Origin of the sequence: Actinoplanes sp. NPDC023936, from assembly GCF_040639325.1 — a bacterium.
In the GTDB taxonomy this organism is placed as follows: domain Bacteria; phylum Actinomycetota; class Actinomycetes; order Mycobacteriales; family Micromonosporaceae; genus Actinoplanes.
The window spans coordinates 350,194-368,700 of the sequence record NZ_JBEZZR010000001.1 but is presented as its reverse complement, the minus strand read 5'-3'; the positions used below and the strand labels follow the sequence as shown (position 1 = coordinate 368,700).

Annotated in this window: 13 protein-coding genes; 5 read left to right on the top strand and 8 right to left on the bottom strand. The window is 68.9% G+C overall.

What is annotated here, in order from left to right:
- Positions 1-115 precede the first annotated feature (115 nt).
- From AB0F72_RS01620 to AB0F72_RS01610, 3 genes are all read left to right on the top strand, one after another.
- On the top strand, positions 116-2,134 hold the full coding sequence (locus tag AB0F72_RS01620; protein ID WP_360423382.1) for a prolyl oligopeptidase family serine peptidase: 2,019 nt from the start codon (positions 116-118) through the stop codon (positions 2,132-2,134).
- Between the two features lie 194 nt (positions 2,135-2,328).
- The gene (locus tag AB0F72_RS01615; RefSeq protein ID WP_360423380.1) at positions 2,329-3,648 is read left to right on the top strand and encodes an MFS transporter; all 1,320 of its coding nucleotides are present in this window, start codon (positions 2,329-2,331) and stop codon (positions 3,646-3,648) included.
- 451 nt (positions 3,649-4,099) lie between these two features.
- Positions 4,100-4,600, top strand: coding sequence for a DinB family protein (locus tag AB0F72_RS01610; protein WP_360423377.1), 501 nt, complete (start codon positions 4,100-4,102; stop codon positions 4,598-4,600).
- A gap of 99 nt (positions 4,601-4,699) precedes the next feature.
- Here the strand turns inward: AB0F72_RS01610 and AB0F72_RS01605 are convergent, their stop codons facing one another.
- From AB0F72_RS01605 to AB0F72_RS01585, 5 genes are all read right to left on the bottom strand, one after another.
- Positions 4,700-6,286 (bottom strand): ATP-binding protein, encoded by a 1,587-nt coding sequence (locus tag AB0F72_RS01605; protein ID WP_360423374.1) that lies wholly within the window; start codon positions 6,284-6,286, stop codon positions 4,700-4,702.
- Positions 6,287-6,560: 274 nt separating this feature from the next.
- Positions 6,561-8,219, bottom strand: coding sequence for an FAD-dependent oxidoreductase (locus tag AB0F72_RS01600; RefSeq protein WP_360423371.1), 1,659 nt, complete (start codon positions 8,217-8,219; stop codon positions 6,561-6,563).
- 94 nt (positions 8,220-8,313) lie between these two features.
- Entirely contained in the window at positions 8,314-9,513 is a 1,200-nt protein-coding gene (locus AB0F72_RS01595; RefSeq protein WP_360423812.1) for an NAD(+)/NADH kinase, read from the bottom strand.
- Between the two features lie 914 nt (positions 9,514-10,427).
- Positions 10,428-11,774, bottom strand: a complete 1,347-nt coding sequence (locus AB0F72_RS01590) for a DUF222 domain-containing protein (RefSeq protein WP_360423368.1) — start codon at positions 11,772-11,774, stop codon at positions 10,428-10,430.
- Positions 11,775-12,025: 251 nt separating this feature from the next.
- Complete coding sequence (locus AB0F72_RS01585) at positions 12,026-13,006, bottom strand: methyltransferase domain-containing protein (protein ID WP_360423365.1); 981 nt, start codon at positions 13,004-13,006, stop codon at positions 12,026-12,028.
- A gap of 341 nt (positions 13,007-13,347) precedes the next feature.
- On the opposite strand from AB0F72_RS01585, the gene AB0F72_RS01580 reads away from it, so the two are divergent.
- Positions 13,348-13,845 carry a substrate-binding domain-containing protein gene (locus AB0F72_RS01580; protein WP_360423362.1) on the top strand — a complete coding sequence of 166 codons (498 nt, stop codon included), beginning with the start codon at positions 13,348-13,350 and terminating at the stop codon, positions 13,843-13,845.
- Between the two features lie 92 nt (positions 13,846-13,937).
- On the opposite strand, the gene AB0F72_RS01575 is transcribed toward AB0F72_RS01580, so the two are convergent.
- Both AB0F72_RS01575 and AB0F72_RS01570 read right to left on the bottom strand, forming a co-directional pair.
- A complete protein-coding gene (locus tag AB0F72_RS01575) occupies positions 13,938-14,663 on the bottom strand; it encodes an adenosylcobinamide amidohydrolase (RefSeq protein ID WP_360423809.1) in 726 nt (241 codons plus the stop codon).
- 12 nt (positions 14,664-14,675) lie between these two features.
- A complete protein-coding gene (locus AB0F72_RS01570; protein WP_360423359.1) occupies positions 14,676-15,374 on the bottom strand; it encodes a GNAT family protein in 699 nt (232 codons plus the stop codon).
- A 147-nt stretch (positions 15,375-15,521) separates the two neighbouring features.
- Between AB0F72_RS01570 and AB0F72_RS01565 the strand changes: the two genes are divergently transcribed.
- Positions 15,522-16,526, top strand: coding sequence for a nitroreductase (locus AB0F72_RS01565; RefSeq protein ID WP_360423356.1), 1,005 nt, complete (start codon positions 15,522-15,524; stop codon positions 16,524-16,526).
- A gap of 113 nt (positions 16,527-16,639) precedes the next feature.
- Here the strand turns inward: AB0F72_RS01565 and AB0F72_RS01560 are convergent, their stop codons facing one another.
- On the bottom strand, positions 16,640-18,421 hold the full coding sequence (locus AB0F72_RS01560; protein WP_360423354.1) for a sulfatase: 1,782 nt from the start codon (positions 18,419-18,421) through the stop codon (positions 16,640-16,642).
- Between the last annotated feature and the right edge of the window lie 86 nt (positions 18,422-18,507).

Here is an 18,507-nt window from a genome sequence, read left to right as displayed (position 1 = left end):
TCAGTCTCAACAGCCCCGATCCCGGCAACCCAGGTCCGAACCGGTCCCACCTCCACCGGCCGAGTCGGAGATCGCCGGCAACTGGTCGCCGGCGCTCTCGCCGGACGGGCGGCACATGGCCTACGTCTCGGACCGCGGTGGCGTGCCGGCCGTCTGGGTGCAGCCGGTCGGCAGTGAGCTGACGTTCCGCGTCGACACCGGTCCGGAACCGGTCGCCGCGGTGCGCTGGTCCTCCGGCGGTGGCTGGCTGGCCTGCGAGATCACCCCCGGTGGCGCGCCACGGCACGAAGTGTGGCTGGTCCGGCCGGACGGCACCGATCTGCACCAGGTCGGCGGCTTCGGGACGGACACCGCGGACAACATGCGGTGGCTCCCCGGGCGGCCAATTCTCGCGCTGACCGAGAACCTCACCACGGCCGTGCTCATCGACGTGGTCGCGGAAACCCGGACGGTGATCGCTCAGGGCGACCTTCTCGCGCTTCTCGACGTGGACCCCGCGGGGCGCTTCGCGCTTCTCCGGTACGGGCCACGCGGCAGCCGGGACATCGTCCTGCGGGAACTGTCCAGTGGCATCGAGAAGCCGGTGACGCGCGGGGAGCGGGCGGTGTTCAGCCCTGGCGGGGGGTGTGTGTACGCGCTCAGCCAGGACGGGGAGCTGCCCGTGCTGCTCCGGGTCGACGGGGACGCGGTGGAGGCGTTGACCGGGGACGGGCCTGCGTCCGCGGTGAACGGGAGCCACGGGACGGGGTCCGGCGGGCTCGGGCTCAGCGGGACCGGGCTCAGCAGGGCCGGGGTCAGCGGGGCCGGGGTCAGCGGGGCCGGGGCCAGCGGAGCCGGGGCCAGCGGAGCCGGGGCCAGCGGAGCCGGGGCCAGCGGAGCCGGGGTCAGCGGGACCACCGACTCGGGCGGCGGCGTCAGGTCGGCCTTGCGCCGTGACCAGCCGGTCGGCACGTCTCTCGGGGAGGTCGAGAACTTCGTGGTGACGGCCGATGGCCGTACCTGCGCGGTTTTGTGGAACGTCCGCGGCGGCGAGTCGGAGGTCGCGCTGATCGGCCTGGACCACGACGGGGACCGCGTGCCGCGGCTGGTCTCGCCGCTACCGGGCCTGGTGATCGGGGAGCTCGCGTGGAGCTTCGACGGATCGACGCTGGCGTTCACGGCGGAGGGGCCCGGGCAGCCGCACGGTGTCTGGGTGTGGTCGCGGGAGACCGGTGAGGCGCAGGCGGTGTCCGCGGAGCCGGCCTCCCCTGACGCGGTGCGGCCGACGCTGGAGGTGTTTGCGGCGCACGACGGGGTGACGCTGACCGGGTGGCTGTTCCGTCCCAGAGTGTCCGATGGCCGTCCGGACGGGCTGGATCCGACCGGGTCCATCTCAACTGGGCCCAATCCGACTGGACCCAATCCGAGCGAGCCCTATCCGAGCGAGCCCTATCCGACTGAGCCCTATCCGACCGTGGTTTGGTTGCATGGCGGGCCTGAGGCTCAGGAACGGCCGGGGCACGGGCCGTTGTTCCAGTCGCTCGTCAACCGGGGCATCGCCGTCTTCGCGCCCAATGTGCGGGGATCGTCGGGGTTCGGGCGAAGCTTCGTCGACGCGGACAACGGGGACCGGCGTTATGCGGCAGTGGAAGACGTCCGGACCTGCGTGGAGCACCTGCGGAAGATCGGGGTGGCCGGGGCGGTCGGGTGCATGGGGCGGTCCTACGGCGGATACCTCACGCTGGCGGCGCTCACGACGTTCCCCTCGCTGTTCTCGGTCGGGGTGGATGTGTGCGGGATGTCTAACTTTGAGACGTTCTATGAGCACACGGAGCCGTGGATCGCGGCGGCGGCGGTCAGCAAGTACGGGGATCCGGTGCATGACGCGGATCTGCTGCGGGATCTGTCGCCGATCAACCGGATTGATCAGTTGCGGGCGCCGCTGCTCGTGGTTCACGGGGAGAACGACAGCAACGTTCCGGTGATCGAGGCCGAGCAGGTGGTGGCGGCGTTGGCGGCTCGCGGGGTGGAGCATCGCTATCTGCTCTTCCCGGACGAGGGGCACGAGTTGTTGCACCGGTCGTCGCGGGCGGAGTATCTGCGGGTGGTGCTGGAGTGGCTTGATGAGCACCTGGTTCGGGCGCCCGTCATGTGACCTCACAGTTCGCCGAGTAGTCAGTCCTTCGAGCAGTCAGTCCTTCGAGTAGTCAGCCCGCCGAGCCAGTTAGTCCGTTGAGCAGCCAGTCCGTTGAGCAGCCAGTCCGTTGAGCAGTGAACAAGCGCACGTTGCTGTGTGGCTGGTGGCGAGAAAGGCTTGACGGGCACGTGTCCCGTTACGGAAGGCGAATCATGCCCCTGCGTCCCGAAACCCGGGCCTGGGCGGTGTGGTCCGCCGGACTCGCCGCCTACGTCATCGCCGTTCTGCATCGCACCTCGCTCGGCGTGGCCGGACTGGATGCGCAGCACCGGTTCGACATCGGCGCCAGCGCGCTCGCCACTTTCGCGGTGTTGCAGCTGCTCGTCTACGCCGGCCTGCAGATTCCCGTCGGCATGCTGCTGGACCGGTTCGGATCACTGCGGCTGGTGCTGTCCGGCGCGCTGCTGATGGCGGCCGGGCAGTCCCTGATGGCCTTCACCGACGACATGACCGGCGCGGTCGTCGCACGAGTGCTGGTCGGCGCTGGCGACGCGATGACGTTCATCAGCGTGCTGCGTCTGGTGCCGCACTGGTTCCCCGCCCGGCGGGTGCCCGTTCTCACCCAGCTCACCGGCATCGTGGGACAGATCGGTCAGGTGCTTTCCGCCGTACCCCTCGCTGCCCTGCTCGCCGGCCCCGGCTGGACCACCGCGTTCGTGGGCGCCGCCGGCGCCGGCGTGTTCGTCGCGCTGGTCACGTTCGCCGCCCTGCACGACACGCCGGAGCGCCGGGTGAACAGCGGCAGCGCTGTCACGTGGCAACGGCTCGGCTCGGATCTGAGCAGCGCGTGGCGGCACCCCGGCACCCGGCTCGGGCTGTGGACGCATTTCACGACCCAATTCACCGGTACGGTCTTCGCGCTCATGTGGGGTGTGCCGTTCCTGATCGCCGGCGAAGGGCTGAGCCGTAGCGCCGCCAGCTCGCTGCTGATCCTGTTCGTGCTCACCGGCATGGCGTCCGGACCGGTGCTCGGCATGCTCACCCAGCGGTACCCGCTGCGCCGCTCGCTGCTGGTGCTCGCCATCGTCGCCGCGAACATGGGCGCCTGGGCGCTCGTCATCGCATGGCCTGGTCAGGCCCCGATGCCGCTGCTCGTGCTGCTCGTCGTCGCGCTCGGCCTCGGGGGTCCGGGTTCGATGATCGGCTTCGACTACGCGCGGACGTTCAACCCGCCGAGCCGCCTCGGCACCGCCACCGGTGTCGTGAACGTGGGCGGATTCGTAGCGTCGCTGCTCACCATCCTGTTGATCGGGTTGATCCTCGACGCTCGTACCGGCGGAAGTGCGGACTATCACATCGACGATTTCCGTGTGGCGATGTCGGTGCAGTTCGCTGTCGCGGCGATCGGTGTCCTGGGCATCCTGCGGACCCGCCGTCTGGCTCGCCGCAAGATGGAGCAGGAGGACGGGATCGTGATCCGGCCCCTGCTCAAGGTCCTTGCGGAGCGGCGGGAGCTCGCGCGTCAGCGCTGAGTGAGAGGTTCGGCGGCGGCCGGACTTCCCGGCCGGCAAGTGGGGACTGGTTGTCGACAGCGAGGCTGGGTGCCGGGCGGGCTGGCTGTCGGCGGGTGGCTGTCGGCGGGTGGCTGTCGGCGGGTGGCTGTCGGCGGGGGCGCGGTTTAGTCCGGGGACGGGCGGTAAAGGCCAGAAAGCTGGTCATGACACCTACCGTCCTCAGAGGAGGGAAATGGCGGACCGCACCCCCGTATCCGGCCCTGCCACCCTGGAGGAACGAACCTTCCTGGCAGCAGATCGAGACTCATCTTCGGACCGTGCTCAGCCCGCGGACTATGCCCAGCCCGGTAGCTGAGCGCCCGCCGTACATCAAAAGAGGGCCCGCCAATCAGGGGCGCCGGGCATCAGCACACGGACAATGTGATCGCCAGCAGCAGTTGGAACTCACTCAGGAAGGCACTCACAGACCATGGACGCCAAGGACATCCTGATCGAAGCGCACGGCCGGCTCCCCGAACTCGTCGACACCGCCGTCCGTGACCTCACCCCGGAGCAGCTCCGCTGGTCCCCAAAGCCCGGCGCGAACCCCATCGGCTGGCTGGTCTGGCACCTCACCCGCGTCCAGGACGACCACGTCGCCGAACTACTCGAAGCCGACCAGGTCTACCTGACCGGCGACTGGGCCCCGCGCTTCGGCCTCAAGGCGGATCCCTCGGACAGCGGCTACGGTCACTCGGCCCAGCAGGTAGCCGCCGTGGCACCGCAGAGCTGGCAGGTTCTGGCCGATTACTACGGTGCTGTCCATGCCCGTACCCTCGAATTTCTCCAGAACCTCTCCCCGGACGACCTGGACCGCGTGATCGACGAGAGGTGGGACCCGCCGGTCACGCTGGGCGTCCGCCTCGTCAGCGTCATCGACGACGACGCCCAGCATGCCGGTCAGGCGGCCTACGTCCGAGGCCTACTCTGACCCAGCCGACTCTGACCCGGCCGACTCAGATCCAGCGAGCTCGGGCCCGGCCAACTCGGGCCCGGCCGACTCCGCCCGCGGATGGGGGCTGAGATTGGCTCACGCGGAAGCGGGCTCCGCCAACGGCAGCCGGACCAGGAACTTCGTGTCGCCCGGCTGAGTGTCCACGGAGATGTCCCCACCGTGCCCATTCACCACGATCCGGTACGAGATGTCCAGGCCCAGGCCGGTCCCCTCGCCCACCGGTTTCGTGGTGAAGAAGGGCTCGAACACTCGCTTACGTACCTCCGGCGGCATCCCCGGCCCGGTGTCAGCGACCGACACCACGACACGCTCGTCCTCGCGATACGTCCGGATGGTGAGCGTCCCCTGCCCACCCATCGCATGCACCGCGTTGTCGATCAGGTTGGTCCACACCTGGTTCAGTTCCGCCGGGTGTGCCGGGATCTGCGGCAGCGTACGGTCGTACTCCTTGACCACCCGCACGCCCTCACCGAGCTTGTGGGAGAGCATCACCAGGGTGCTGTCGAGGCCACCGTGAACGTCGATCCACTGGTGTGCGGCGCGGTCCAGGTGCGAGTACTGCTTAGCCGCCGACACCAGTGACGACACTCGACCCGTGGCGTCCTCGATGTCGGTCATCAGCTGTTCCGTCTCGAGCGCGTACCCGATCCAGTGGATCGCCTGGTCGAGCAACTCCGCCACAGTAGCTTGAGACCCAGCAGCTTGAGACCCAGCAGCTTGAGACCCAGCAGCTTGAGACCCAGCAGCTTGAGACCCAGCAGCTTGAGACCCAGCAGCTTGGGACACACTGGCTTGCGGAGCGAGCCGCTGCTCGATCTCGGAGAGGCATGCGGTGTCGATGCCGCCCTGAGCGAATACCGGTGCGACGTCCCATGCACCGGTGATGTTGCGCTCCTGCATCCAGTCGCCGAGTTCGTCCTCCAGGTCGGCGGTCTGCATCGCGGTCAGCACCGGCGCCTTGGCAGCCCGTTCGATGACCTCCTCCTGAAGTTCGAGCAGCGCGGTGAGCCGATCCGGGGCGACCTTGCCGGCGGCGAGTTTGCCGAGCTTCATGCGCATCGCGGCGACACGCTGCCGCAGCGCTGCGGTGGCCCGGGCAGCGGCGGCGGCCGGATTGTTGAGTTCGTGCATGAGGCCCGCCGACAGCGCGCCGAGCGCGGCCAGCCGCTGCCGTTCGCCGATCGCCGCCTGGGTGCTCCGCATCCCCAGCGTCAGGCCCTCCAGCAGGTGGATCGCCATCGGGAACCACTCGCGCATCATCCAGCCGAAGTCCTCGGCGGACAGCATGAAGAACTCGCTGTCGGACAGCGCCCGCATCGACGCCATGTACTTGCGCGGGACCCCGTCGTCGCGCAGGTACGCCTGGGTCGCACCCATGTAGACGCCACGCTGCTCGGTCCTGGTCGTCTGCACCTCGTCCTGGCCGACCCGCCGGGTGAGCGCGATCGTCCCGCTGAGCAACACGAAGAACGACTCGGCCGGGTCGCCTTCACGCAGCACCAGGCCACCGGCGGGCACTCGCATGGTGCAGCCGTGCTCGGCGAGCCAGGTCAGCTGGTCGCCGGTCAGCTTCTCGAAGAGGAACAGGGTGCGCAGTTCTTCCGGGGTGAGCGCACCGGGCTCACACGGTTCGAGCCGGATCTCTTCTGTCTCCGTAGTCATGACTTACTGCGCTCCCATGCTGATTGCGCTCCTGTACCGACTGCTGCGCTCCTGCACCTACGAGGCGCTCCCATAATCACCGGACCCACAGGTACTACTGGACCCGCAGCTCGTGGACCCATAACTGCTGGACCCGTAGCTCGAGAACCCATAACTACTGGATTCACAGCTACCGGACCCACAGCTACCGGACGCACAGCTACCGGACCCACAGCTACCGGACCCACAGCTACCGGACGCACAGCTACCGGACGCACAGCTACCGGACCCACAGTCACTGGGCCTCCAAGTAACGGTGGACCAGCGCGACCGCCATCGCTCCCTCGCCGACCGCCGAAGCCACCCGCTTGATCGAGTTGGCCCGGACGTCGCCGGCGGCGAAGATGCCCGGGACACTGCTCTCCAGATAGAACGGATCCCGGTCCCGATCCCATCCCCGCGGGCGATCCCCGTTCGCGACGAGATCCGGCCCGGTGCGGATGAAACCCTTCTCGTCGCGAGCCACGACGTCTCCGAGCCAATCGGTACGCGGCTCAGCTCCGATGAACACGAAGAGGTAACCGCACTCCACGGTGGCCTTCGTACCGTTCTTGCTGTCGCAGATGGTGATCGCCTGCAGGTGTCCGTTGCCGTGCGCGCCGATCACCTCGCACCGGGTACGCACCTCGATGTTCTCGATCCGGGCGAGCTGCTGGATCAGGTAGTACGACATCGAGCTCTCCAGCGAATCACCGCGCACCAGCAGGGTGACCTTCCGGGCGTACTTCGCGAAGAAGAGCGCGGCCTGCCCGGCAGAGTTCGCACCGCCGACGATGTAGACGTCGGTGCCCGCGCAGGCTGGTCCTTCGGTGGACGCCGAGCCGTAGAACACGCCCGAGCCGGTCAGGCCGGCGACGCCCTCGGCCAGCAGCGGCCGGTAGGAGACTCCGGTGGCGAGCAACACCGCATGTGCGGAGATCTCCCGGCCGTCGGCGAGGGTCAGCGTCCGCGCGGAGCCGTCGGCCCGGAGTCCGACCACCTCACGGGTGTTGAGCGTCTCCGCCGCGAACTTGTCAGCCTGCCGCCGGGCCCGTTCGGTGAGCTGGGCGCCGGAGATCCCGTCGGGGAAGCCGAGGTAGTTCTCGATCCTGGAGCTCTGTCCGGCCTGCCCGCCGACCGCCTGCCGCTCCACCAGCAGCGTCTTGAGCCCTTCCGAGCCGCCGTAGACAGCGGCGCCCAGACCCGCGGGTCCACCACCCACGATGATCAGGTCGTAGAAGTCGCGGCCCGGCGTGGTGGAGAGCCCGGCGATCTCCGCCACCTGCTGCACGGTCGGCCGGGACAGCGCCCGCCCGTCGGCGGTGACCACGAGCGGGACCGATTCCGGCCCGGCGTCTGCCGCCTCCAGCAGGCGGCGCCCCTCCGGCTCGTCGGCTCCGAAATATTTGTACGGGACCAGGTTGCGCGCCAGAAAATCACGAATCTGGTACGACGGTTCGCTCCACCGGTGGCCGACCACGCGAATGTCCGGGAGTTCGGCGTCGCCGGTCGCCTGCCACGCGTCGAGCAGCGCGTCCAGCACCGGGTACAGCTTCTCCTCCGGCGGATCCCACGGCTTGAGCAGGTAGTGGTCGACGTCCACCACGTTGATCGCCTGGATCGCGGCGTCCGTGTCCGCGTACGCGGTGAGCAGCGCCCGGCGCGCGTGCGGAAACAGATCCATGGCGTGCTCGAGGAACTCGATGCCGTTCATCTGGGGCATCCGGTAGTCGGCGAGCATCACCGCGACCCGTCCGCCACGCAGCTTCAACTCCCGCAGCACGTCGAGCGCTTCGGACGCGGAGGAGGCCCGGATGACCCGGTACTGGTCGCCGTAACGGCGGCGCAGGTCGCGTGCGATGGCACGGGAGACCGAGGGGTCGTCGTCGACGGTGAGGATCGCGGGCTGGCCCATGTTTCAGTACCTCAGCTCTGGGTGAGTCCGGGAGTTTCTACGGTGTCGGCTCGGGTTCGGTGTCGGCTGGTTCGGTGAATCGGCCTTGTCGGCGCTACGAGCCCGGACCAGCGGTATCGGTCTCCGAGGTGCCGGTCTCCGAGGTGCCGCCTGCCGGGGTGCCGGCGAGTTCCGGGTGGCGTTCCAGGTAAGAGGCCACGAACGGACACGTGACGACGACCGGAGTCGACCGCGCCCGGGCATCCTTCAACGCGGCGGAGGCCAGACGACCGGCCAGCCCGCGACCGGAAAAAACCTGGTCGACCTCGGTGTGCAACAGCTCGACCCGGTCGCCGTGACGTCGATAGTGCAGCACTCCGGCGACCTCGCCACCGAGGATCACCTCGTATCGCTGCAGCTCGAAGCTGTCCACGACCACCGCGTCGCCCTGGTCCGGCGCGCCGACCTGAGCGCTGCCCTCGACCCGCAGCTTGCGACGCGCCCGCTCGTAGAACGAGGTACGCCCGAATCGGATCACCTGGGCCGCGCCGGGCACCGGACGAATCTCCAGGCGTGTCCCGGGCTCCGCGTACCCCTCGATGATGCCGTCCACCTCGATCGCGAGACGGCCGCTGGTCGGCAGCACGTCGAGGGCGAGGTGTTCGGAGGTGTCGAGCACGAGGGAACGGTTGAACGACGAGTGCGCAGCGGCCGCGCTGACGATCAGAGCCTCCACGTTCGGGGAGACGATCGGGCCGCCGGCCGAGAAGCTGTACGCGGTCGAGCCGGTCGGCGTGGAGACGATCACCGCGTCCGCCGCGTAGTTGACGAATCCACGGCCCTCCACCCGGATCCCGACCGCCGCGAGTCCGTGCCCCGGCACGCGGACGAGAGCGACATCGTTGAACGCGGACACCTCGCGACCGTCCGGCAGCGTGGTCCGCACTGCGGTGCGCGACTCCACGGTGTACCGATGCTCGTCGATCGACGACAACGCGTCACCCAGGTCCGGCAGATCCACTTCGGCGAGGAATCCGAGCCGCCCGACGTTGACACCGAGCACCGGAGTCTTACGGCCCTCGACGAGTCGCATCGTCCGCAGCATGGTCCCGTCGCCGCCGAGACTGACCAGCAGGCCGGCCCGCTCCACCATCTCCTCAGCCGGCACCGGTACCGCGCTGCACGCGATCCGGGTGATCTCCTCCGGCAGCCCGAGCACGGTGACACCCCGCTCGGCCGCCCAGTTCACGATGGCGTCGACCGCCGAACCACAGTCACGGCGCGGATGCAGCACGAGACCCACGACTTTGACCATTCCCACGGCTGCTCCCAGCTCTCTTCCAACCCTATGCAGCCTCGCACGCCGTTCCCGCTTCGGCGACAGTCCCAACCGTGGTGGCGCACACGCCGCAGCCCGCTTTAAGGCTCCTTGCGCACCTTCGGCTCGATGCCCGTTTTCGGGTCACTGCGCGCTTCGGGGCCCGTCGCGCACTTTGGGCGGTACACCCACCGGGCCCGATAGTGGCTTCAACGCGCGGTGAAGCTTACGCACGATCCGCACTCGACCCAGCCGCTCGCCCGGGCTGGCGCGCACTTGGGCTGGGAGTGCACTCGGGCGGCGCGCACTTGGGCTGGGAGTGCACTCGGGCGGCGCGCACTCAGGCCGTACGCGCACTCAGGCCGTACGCGCACTCAGGCCGTACGCGCACTTGGGCTCAGTGCACACCATCACCGGAACCCACTTCGGTTACACCGGTGATCGAGCCGCCGGCACGGACTGGCCAACCGCCTTCGACGCGATGATTGAGTCGCTGCGCGCGGACAGACTTCTGGAACGTGCCGCTCCGCCGCTCGACGGAGTAGTGCGCCGGCACCACGACGTGCTGTCCACGGTCACTCGCCCCACTTTGCTGCACTTCGACCTCTGGGACGGCAATGTGCTGGTCGCGCCGGAGGACTCGCCGACCGGCCTGCCCCTCTCAGCGAACAGCGCACGGCCCGGCTCGTTCGTCGGCATAGTCGACGGCGAGCGCTACCTCTACGGCGATCCGCTGATGGATTTCGTCTCCCCGGCGTTGTTCCGGCGCATCGAGGACGAACCGGACCATCCCGTTCCTCGCCGGTTACGCCCGAGCGGAACCCTGGGACACGAGTGCTCGAATCCGGCTGGCGCTTTATCGCATCCATCTCTATGTGCTGATGTGCGGACACGGACTATGCCGGAACCCCTCAGTTCCGCCGATGGTACGGATTGGTTCTCGGCGCTCGTTCGGGATCAACCCATGCCGGCGGCCGGTACTCCGGATGGCCGTCCGGTCCCATCGCCACCTGCCAGCCACTCTGGCTGGGAACACCGTCGCAGTGAACACCGCCGTGAGCAGCGCCGTGAACACCGCCGTGAAGATCGCCGTGAAGATCGCCGTGAATGGCGTGATGGTGATGCGCGCAGAGCAACGCCAGGTTGTCCAGCGAGGTGGGGCCGCCCTCGAACCACGGAACCACGTGATGGGCTTCGCACCAGCGGGCGGGCCTGTCGCAGCCGGGGAACGTGCAGCCTCGGTCCCGGGCAACCAGCGCGCGACGTAGCGGCCCGGTCACCAGGCGGCGGTTGCGACCTGCGTCGAGCACCTGACCGGCTCCGCCGAGAACCAATGGCAGAACCATGGCGTCGCACGCCAGCTTCCGCACCGTCGCCGGGGAGAGCGGCTCGCCGGTGTCGCAGTCGCCGCCGGCAAGCCGCTGCTTCAGCGCATCGAATCCGACGGTCACGACCATTTGGGGGCGGTCCCCGCCATTGGCGGGAAGCTCGCCGCCGGCGAGGACCAGCCGGCACACATCGGTCAGGGCGTCGGCGCGCCGCTGCCCAGGAGTCCGCGCCGTGCCGCTCTCCGCGAGCTCGGTAGCGGCTCCGTCCGGTCGGCAGAGCGGATCGATAGCCGCGGTGACGACAGCGGCGGCTTCCGCATCGAGCATGCCGCGCACCCGAACCCGGCCGTCACCGAGCGGACTCAACGTGAGGAACCGCTGCTCGTACGCATCGCGCTCGGCCTTGCGCAACGCGGCTTCATCTGCCGCGTCCACCACCTCAGGGGCCACATGCTCGAGAATCCGCCGACCGGCATAGCCCAGCTGGACCGGATCCAGATCGGGCGCCCACTCGATCAAAGTCGAGGTGGCCTCGGCGCGGGTCGGCGCGTCCAAACCCGTCGGCAAGGTCTTGAGCACGCGGGCGATGACGTCCAGCTGATCGGTGTTCACCCGGCCGCCGGTGAGCGCCTCGTTCAATGCCGGGTCAGCATCGAGCAGCCGAGCCTGCCGGAGCAGGCCGGCGGCCGCACCCGCGCTGATCCGCAATCGATTCCGCAACCACGCGGCCGACGTGGGCGCCTGCTGAGTGGCGGGTATCCCGCGGCCCTCGATCTCGCGAACCGCATGTGCCTTGGCTGCTCGCAGCAACTGCTCGGCACTGTGAACCGCATCCAGGAACGCGAGGAGCTCATCCTCCGACAGCGGCCACATCGGCGCGGCGCCGCACTCCGCGGCCGCAGTGGTCAACTGACTCAAGAACTCCTTCATGCCAGCCATCTTCGAACACACGTACGACAATCCCGTACGCTCAAAGCCGCGTTACGCCCCCTTCCGCAGAACCTGAACCGTCGCCCAAATCGCCCAACTCAAGCAGCCACCCGGCAGTGGGGTAGCGAGAAGACAGCTCCAGCCGGAAGCACGGGCCGAACAGCACCAGCCGAACAGCACCAGTCGAACAGCACCAGTTGCAGAGCACCAGTTGCAGAGCACCAACTGCAGAGCACAGGCTCCGGCGAAACTCAGGAACAGCGGGTGGCGAGAGCCAGGAACCGATCCGGGACATCCTCATAGCTCTGCAGCGCCCACCCCGACCCATCGAGCAGGGGACCGAGCCGCTCACTGCTCATCGGCTCGCCCGGGCGCAGTGTCCGGCCGTGCCGGGCCGCCAGTTGCGCGCGGCCAGTCGGATGGAAGATCACCAGCGTGCCGCCGGGCCGGGTGACACGGGCCAGTTCGGCGAGGCCCGCCTCAGGGTCGGGAAGATGGTGGACCAGACCCGCCGCGAAGAGCACGTCGGCTGCCGCATCGGCGACGGGCAGGCGGCGTGCGTCGCCGAGGAGCAGGGTGGCGCACTCGTCCCGGCCGGCTTTGCGGGCGGCATCCAGCATGTCGGGAGTGAAGTCGAGGCCGACCACCCGGCCGGTCGGGCCGGCGGCGGCAGCGAGCGCGGGCAGCGCGCGGCCGGTACCACACCCGATGTCGAGGACGACGTGACCGGCGCGGACTCCGGCCAGGCGGATGGCTTCCGCGTACCGCGGCATGTCAGCGCCGAACTTGCTGTCCCAATCGGCGGCCCTGGCGGCGAAGAAGGCCCGGCTCTCGGAGAGGTACCACTGGTCGGGTTCGGCGAGGTCCGGATCGATCTGCCGGATGACCGGCCATTCCGGGTCGCGGTGGTCGATCACCACCTGGGCCCGCCGCTCGCCGTTGCCCTCGGCGAACCGGTGCCGGGGTCCGCCCCGGAGGAAGACGAGGACACGGTCGGTCGCCGGCTCCAGCACGTTGAGCGCCGAGTCCGAAGCACCCCCGCCGGGGCCGGTCAGGCCCAGCACCGCGTCGATGCTCCAGGCGCGCGAGGAGGACGGGAACGCCGCGGCAAGACGCGAGGCGAACGCGGCCGCCGCGCCAGGATCACCACCGTCGACGATCACGGTGAGCGGGGCGCGTGGTGCCAGCACCTCGGCAAGCAGGGCGGTAACTTCGGCGATGCGTTCTGGCACGCCCCCAGCATGCGGGGTACGAGTGACGTGCGCAACGCCCTGACGGGGAGTGCTTTGTGCCGTTTCGTCACCCGCTCAGGAGCCCCCTGCCGGAGCGACAACTCATCAGGAGACGAGCCACCAAACGGCCCAGCCACCACACGACCCAGTCACCAAGCGGCCTAGTCACCAAGCGGCCTAGTCACCAAAGGCCCAGCCACCACACGACCCAGCCACCAAACGATCCAGCTAACACACGACCAGCCACCAAAAGAGTCAGCCGCCATGAAAACAGCCGGAGGCGGCACCAAAAACAGGACGCGACCGGCAGACTCCTGCAGACAGGAGGTGCCAGGGTGAAAATGCCCAGATTGCTCATCTTCCTCACCGCTCTCGTCCTCGCCGGGTGCGCGACGACACCCACCGGGGATGGAGCCGACGGCCGCAATGCTGACGGAGGCAGCGCGAACAGCACTCCGGCCACCAGCCTCGCGCCGGAAGCAGCCGGCCGGATCAGAGTGCTCGCTTCCACCTCTCTGACCGAGGCGTTCACCACGATCCGCGAGGATTTCCAGGCCCGGAATCCCCAGGTAGAGGTACTCCTGTCGTACGGCGAAAGCGCAAGCCTGACCGGGCAGGCAGCCGGCGGCGAGCCGGTGGACGTCATCGCCACGGATGACCCTCGGACGCTGGGCGAGGTAGCCGTCCACGGTGAGCCGGAGATCTTCGCCGGCGGCCGCCTGGGCGTCGCTGTGCTGGAGAAGTCCGCGGATCCGACGAATGCGGCACTCTTCGTCGACTACTTACGTGAGGGAGCGGCGCAGCGGATCCTCACGGACAGCGGAGTCTTCAAGCCCTGACCAGCGGCGCGCCACCTGCAACCCGACTTGCCCAACCCCCGGCCGACCAGACCCCAGCCGACCAGACCCCAGCCGACCAGATCCCCGACCGATCAGACCCCCGACCGATCAGACCATGACCGGCCGGTCGCCAAATTCGCCGCGCCGCCGTCGAGGACCGCCTGATGCACCGCCCGGGCCATCGGCGCACCCCACAGTGAGCGCGGACCACCGTAGGGCGCGACCGTTCCGTCCAGCGGACAGAGCACAACGACCGCATCGGTAGCCGTCCCGGTCGCGGCAAGACCCAGTTCGGCGATCGCCTGCGCTTTCGCCTCGGTAGCGGTGGCCACCGCGTTGATCAGGGCGCCGTCCGCGAGCCGCTGCGGCACCCAGACCACGATGTTGACGGTCCCCGGGGCAGGATGCTCGAAGCCCGCCGCGTCCGGATCAGCGGCCGCGATCGGAGCTCCCAACCCCACCGTGGCCCAGACCTGAACCACATCGTCCCGTCCAACATCCCCACGTCCCGGAACACTGGCACGTCCAAGAACACCGGCACGGGCGGACACCACGTCACCGACGTCCACGCCGGTCATCAGCCCAACCCCGGGCCCGGCGAGACCGAGCTGAGCGGCAAGCTCACGGAGATGCGCGTCCGGGTCACTCCGGGAGTACGACATGGGCACGCTCGCGTTGATCAGCCACTCCCGCGGCCCGACCCCGCCACCGAGAACCGCCGTGGACACCGCAAGCAGCGGCCGCGGGAAACGCCACAGCAGCAGCGGCACATCCCGCCCGTCTTCCCGGCGACAAGTGCGGGACGGCTCAGACAACATGATCAAGCGCAACTACTCGGAGACGCTCAACTGCTCGGAGACGCTCAACTGCCCGGAGACGCTCAACTGCCCGGAGACGCTCAACTGCCCCGAAACCCAGTCACCAGCAAGGACGGCCCAGATCTCGGTGTCTCGGCGGGTGCCTTTCCATGGGTACGCGGAACGCAGCGTCCCCTCGAGAGTCATCCCGAGCCGCCGGGCAACATTGGAACTGGCCCCGTTCCGCGGATCGCAGTGCCACTCCACCCGCTGCATCCCGCGCGTCCGGAACGCCCAGTCGATGAGCACCCGGACCGCCTTGGTGATCAGTCCACGACCAGTGCCGGCCGGCTCCAGCCAGCAGCCGATCTCACAGTTGCCCGACGCGGCGTCAAAAGCCACGAACATCGTGCCCCCGACAAGCGTGCTCTCCCTCCCAAGCCCACCCGGCCCGAGCCCGCCCTCCGGCTCGAGCCCGCCCGGCCCGATCCCGGCCGGCCCGAGCCCGCCCTCCTGCCAGATCCCGAACAGCCGCCCGGTGTCGGCGGCCTGCTTGTCGGCATAGCGCTGCAGGGTCGCTGTCGCTGTCGCGAGATCGGTGCTGATGCTTGCCCACGGAATCCACGGGTCGACCAGCTCCCGGGCCCGGTCCATGTGCGCGAGGAACTCTTCGGCCTGCCAGGGTTCGAGCGGACGCAGCTGAGCACCGTCGCCGAGATCAATAGAGAACACCTGAGCAGAGTAAAGAACCGGGCAAAGCAAAGAACCGGGCAGGCTAAAGAACCGGGAGGAAGGAACGGAGCACGAGCCCGCCCCAACCGGCACGGGTAGGGTCGCAAGGCCGTACTAGGAGGCCCTGGTTCCGGGAATACTGGGGTCATGAGCAACGCGGAAGAGGTCAAGAAAGCTCTGGTGCAGGCTGCGGACGCCGCCCGGTTCGCGCCCTCGATCCACAACACGCAGCCGTGGCGCTGGGTGGTGCGTGACGGTCAGCTGGAGCTGTTCGGTGTCGCCGAGCGGCAGCTCACCGAGCAAGACCCGGAGGGCAGGATGCTGCTGCTCAGCTGCGGCACGGCCCTGCATCACGCCCAGGTGGCGCTCGACGCCGAGGGCTGGCGCTACGAGGTGACCCGCCCCGAGAGCCCGGACAGCCCGGACAGCCCGGAAGCCCCGGGAGACCGGCCCCTCGCGGTGATCCGGCCGACCGACCGGGAGGCGATCCGCCCCGAGGCCACCCGGCACTTCCAGATGCTGCAGGTCCGGCGCACCGACCGGCGCACGGTCACCGACGACGCGATCCCGGAGAGCACGCTGGCGTTCCTCGTGAAGGCAGCCGAGGAGGCCGGCGCACGCCTGCACGTTCTCGACCGGGACCAGGTTCTGGAACTCGCGGTGGCCGTCGAGCACGCGCAGAAGGCTCAGGACACCGACGACCGGCTGCGCGCCGAGATGGCGACGTGGGTCGGCGGCGAGCGCACGGGCGACACCGGCATCCCGGCCTCCGCGCTGCCCGAGGAGCTGCCCCTGACCACCGTCGCTGAGCGCGACTTCCAGGCCCGGGGCACGCTTCCGGCAGGCGATGGGCACGACCGAGGAGCAACATACGGAGTTCTTTACGGTACGGGTGACGACGCCGTCGACTGGCTGCGCGGTGGCGAGGCGCTGAGCCGGTTGTGGCTGACCTCCGCCGAGCAGGCGGTGAGCCTGCTGCCGCTCAGCGGACCCGTGGAGATCCCGTCCACCCGGTTCGCCCTGCGGAGGATGCTCGGTGACGTGGGCTACCCGTTCCTCGCGCTCCGGCTCGGCAGCCTGGACCCGGCACACTCGGCGCCGCCCCGCACACCCCGCCTGCCGGCCGGCCAGGTCATCGAAATCGCCGACTGACCGCCCTGCCTACTGGCTGCCCTGCTAACCGACCGCCCTGCCAACCGACCGCCCTGCCAACCGACCGCCCTGCTAACCGACCGCCCTGCCAACCGACCGCCCTGCAGGAAGGGTCAGTGCGGATCCCCCTCCGGCCCGTAGGCCGCGAGGAACCGATCCCGGAAGGTGTCCATCCGCCACACCGGAGCATCCGCGGCCGGCTTCAACCCTTCACTCCAGCCCCACGAAGCGATCCGATCGAAGACCTTCGGATCCTTGGCGACGATCGTGATCGGCACGTCATGGGTGGCGTTCTGACCGACCACGACCGGCGCCGGCTGGTGGTCGCCGAGAAAGACCATCACCAGGTCGTCGTCGGCGTACCGGGTGACGAAACCGAGCAGGCTGTCCAGCGAGTACCCGACCGAACGGGCGTATTCACTCTTGACCCGATCGCTCTGCTTCCACAGGTTCTGCGGTGACTCGGCGCTCGCGACCATCGGGCCGTACACGCTGCCGTCGCCGACCGCGTCCCAGTCGACCATGCTGGGCACCGGCGCCCACGGGGTGTGACTCGAGGTCAGCGTGATCTCCGCAAGCAGCCCGCCCGCGCCCCGATCCCGCCCTGTTTTATCCCGCCCTGCTTTATCCCGCCCTGCGTACTCCAGCTTCTGGAAGGCCGACATCACGTACTGATCAGGCATCGTGGACCAGCTGAAGGCCGGCCCGTTGTAGCCCAGCGTGTGCGAGTCGTAGATGTGGTCGTACCCGTAGAACTGCCCTTCCGGCCACGCGAACGTGATGCCCGGCTGGACACCCACCGTGCGGTGCCCCGACTTCCCGAACGCCTCGGTCAGCGTGAGCCGGTCGGAGGAGACCAGACTGCGGTACCGCTGTTCGTTGTCGATCCAGAGCCCGGACAGGAACGTGGCGTGCGCCAGCCAGCTGCCGCCGCCCGCCGTGGACGAGGTGAGGAATCCGCTGCGCGCCCCGAAGCCGGCCTCGGCGAGCCGAGCGCTGTTCGCCGTGAGGCTGTCCAGCACCGCGCCGTTGAACTGCGGGTTCTCCAGCGCGTCCCGCCCGTAGCTCTCCACGAACGAGATGATCACGTCCTTGTCCCGCAGACCGGTGAGCAACTGGTCGGCGGGCCGATCCCGGTACGCGTCGACCTGGACCTCCTCGGCGAACCGTTTCCGGTCACGCAGGTCGTTCGGCAGCGCCAGAGCGGTGTGCGCGGCGAGTTCGGCAGCGGTGTGCGACGCGACCGGAATGCCGCCGATGAGCTGGGTGCCGAGCGCCGCGAGGGCAACCCAGGCGGCGGTCACCGCGCCGAGCCCCCGCAGCGCCCAGGTACGCCGCCGCCCGGCACCGTTGACGCCCAGAACGTTGACACCCAGAACGTTGACACCCAGAACGTTGACACCCAGAGCCCTGACACCCAGAACGCTGTTCAGCCGCAGGACGGCCCACGTCATCCCGGCGACCAGGACGACCGCGACGACGACGGCGCCGGCGGCCGCGCCGATGGCAGCGGGCTTGCCGACCGAATCGGTCAGGAAGTTGAAGCCGTCGTCGAGCAGAATCCAGTCGAGGGCCGGGTCGAAGCGACGGGCGAGAACGGCGAAGAACCCGATGTCGATCAGTTTCACGACGGTGAGCAGACCGAGCAGCACGCCGAGGGTAGCGGCGAGAGGTCGCCGGACCCGGCCGAGTCGCCCCCGCTCCGGAAGCAGGAGCAGGATCGCCCCGGCGATCAGCGCCTCGATCGGGACGCGCAGGAGAGCAGTGAAAACCGAATTTCCCGGCGGTAGCCGGAAGATCTGATCGGGCACGATGAGTGCCAGGAAAACCAGGACTGCTGCGAAACCGGTGGTCAGGTGCCTGACAACCCGCCGGTACGGCTTTTCGTTGCTCACAATTTCTAGATACGCCACTTCGCCCGATCCGGTTCGACGGCACGCCCATGACAAAACTCAGTGGATGAGTGAGTACTCGCTCATTA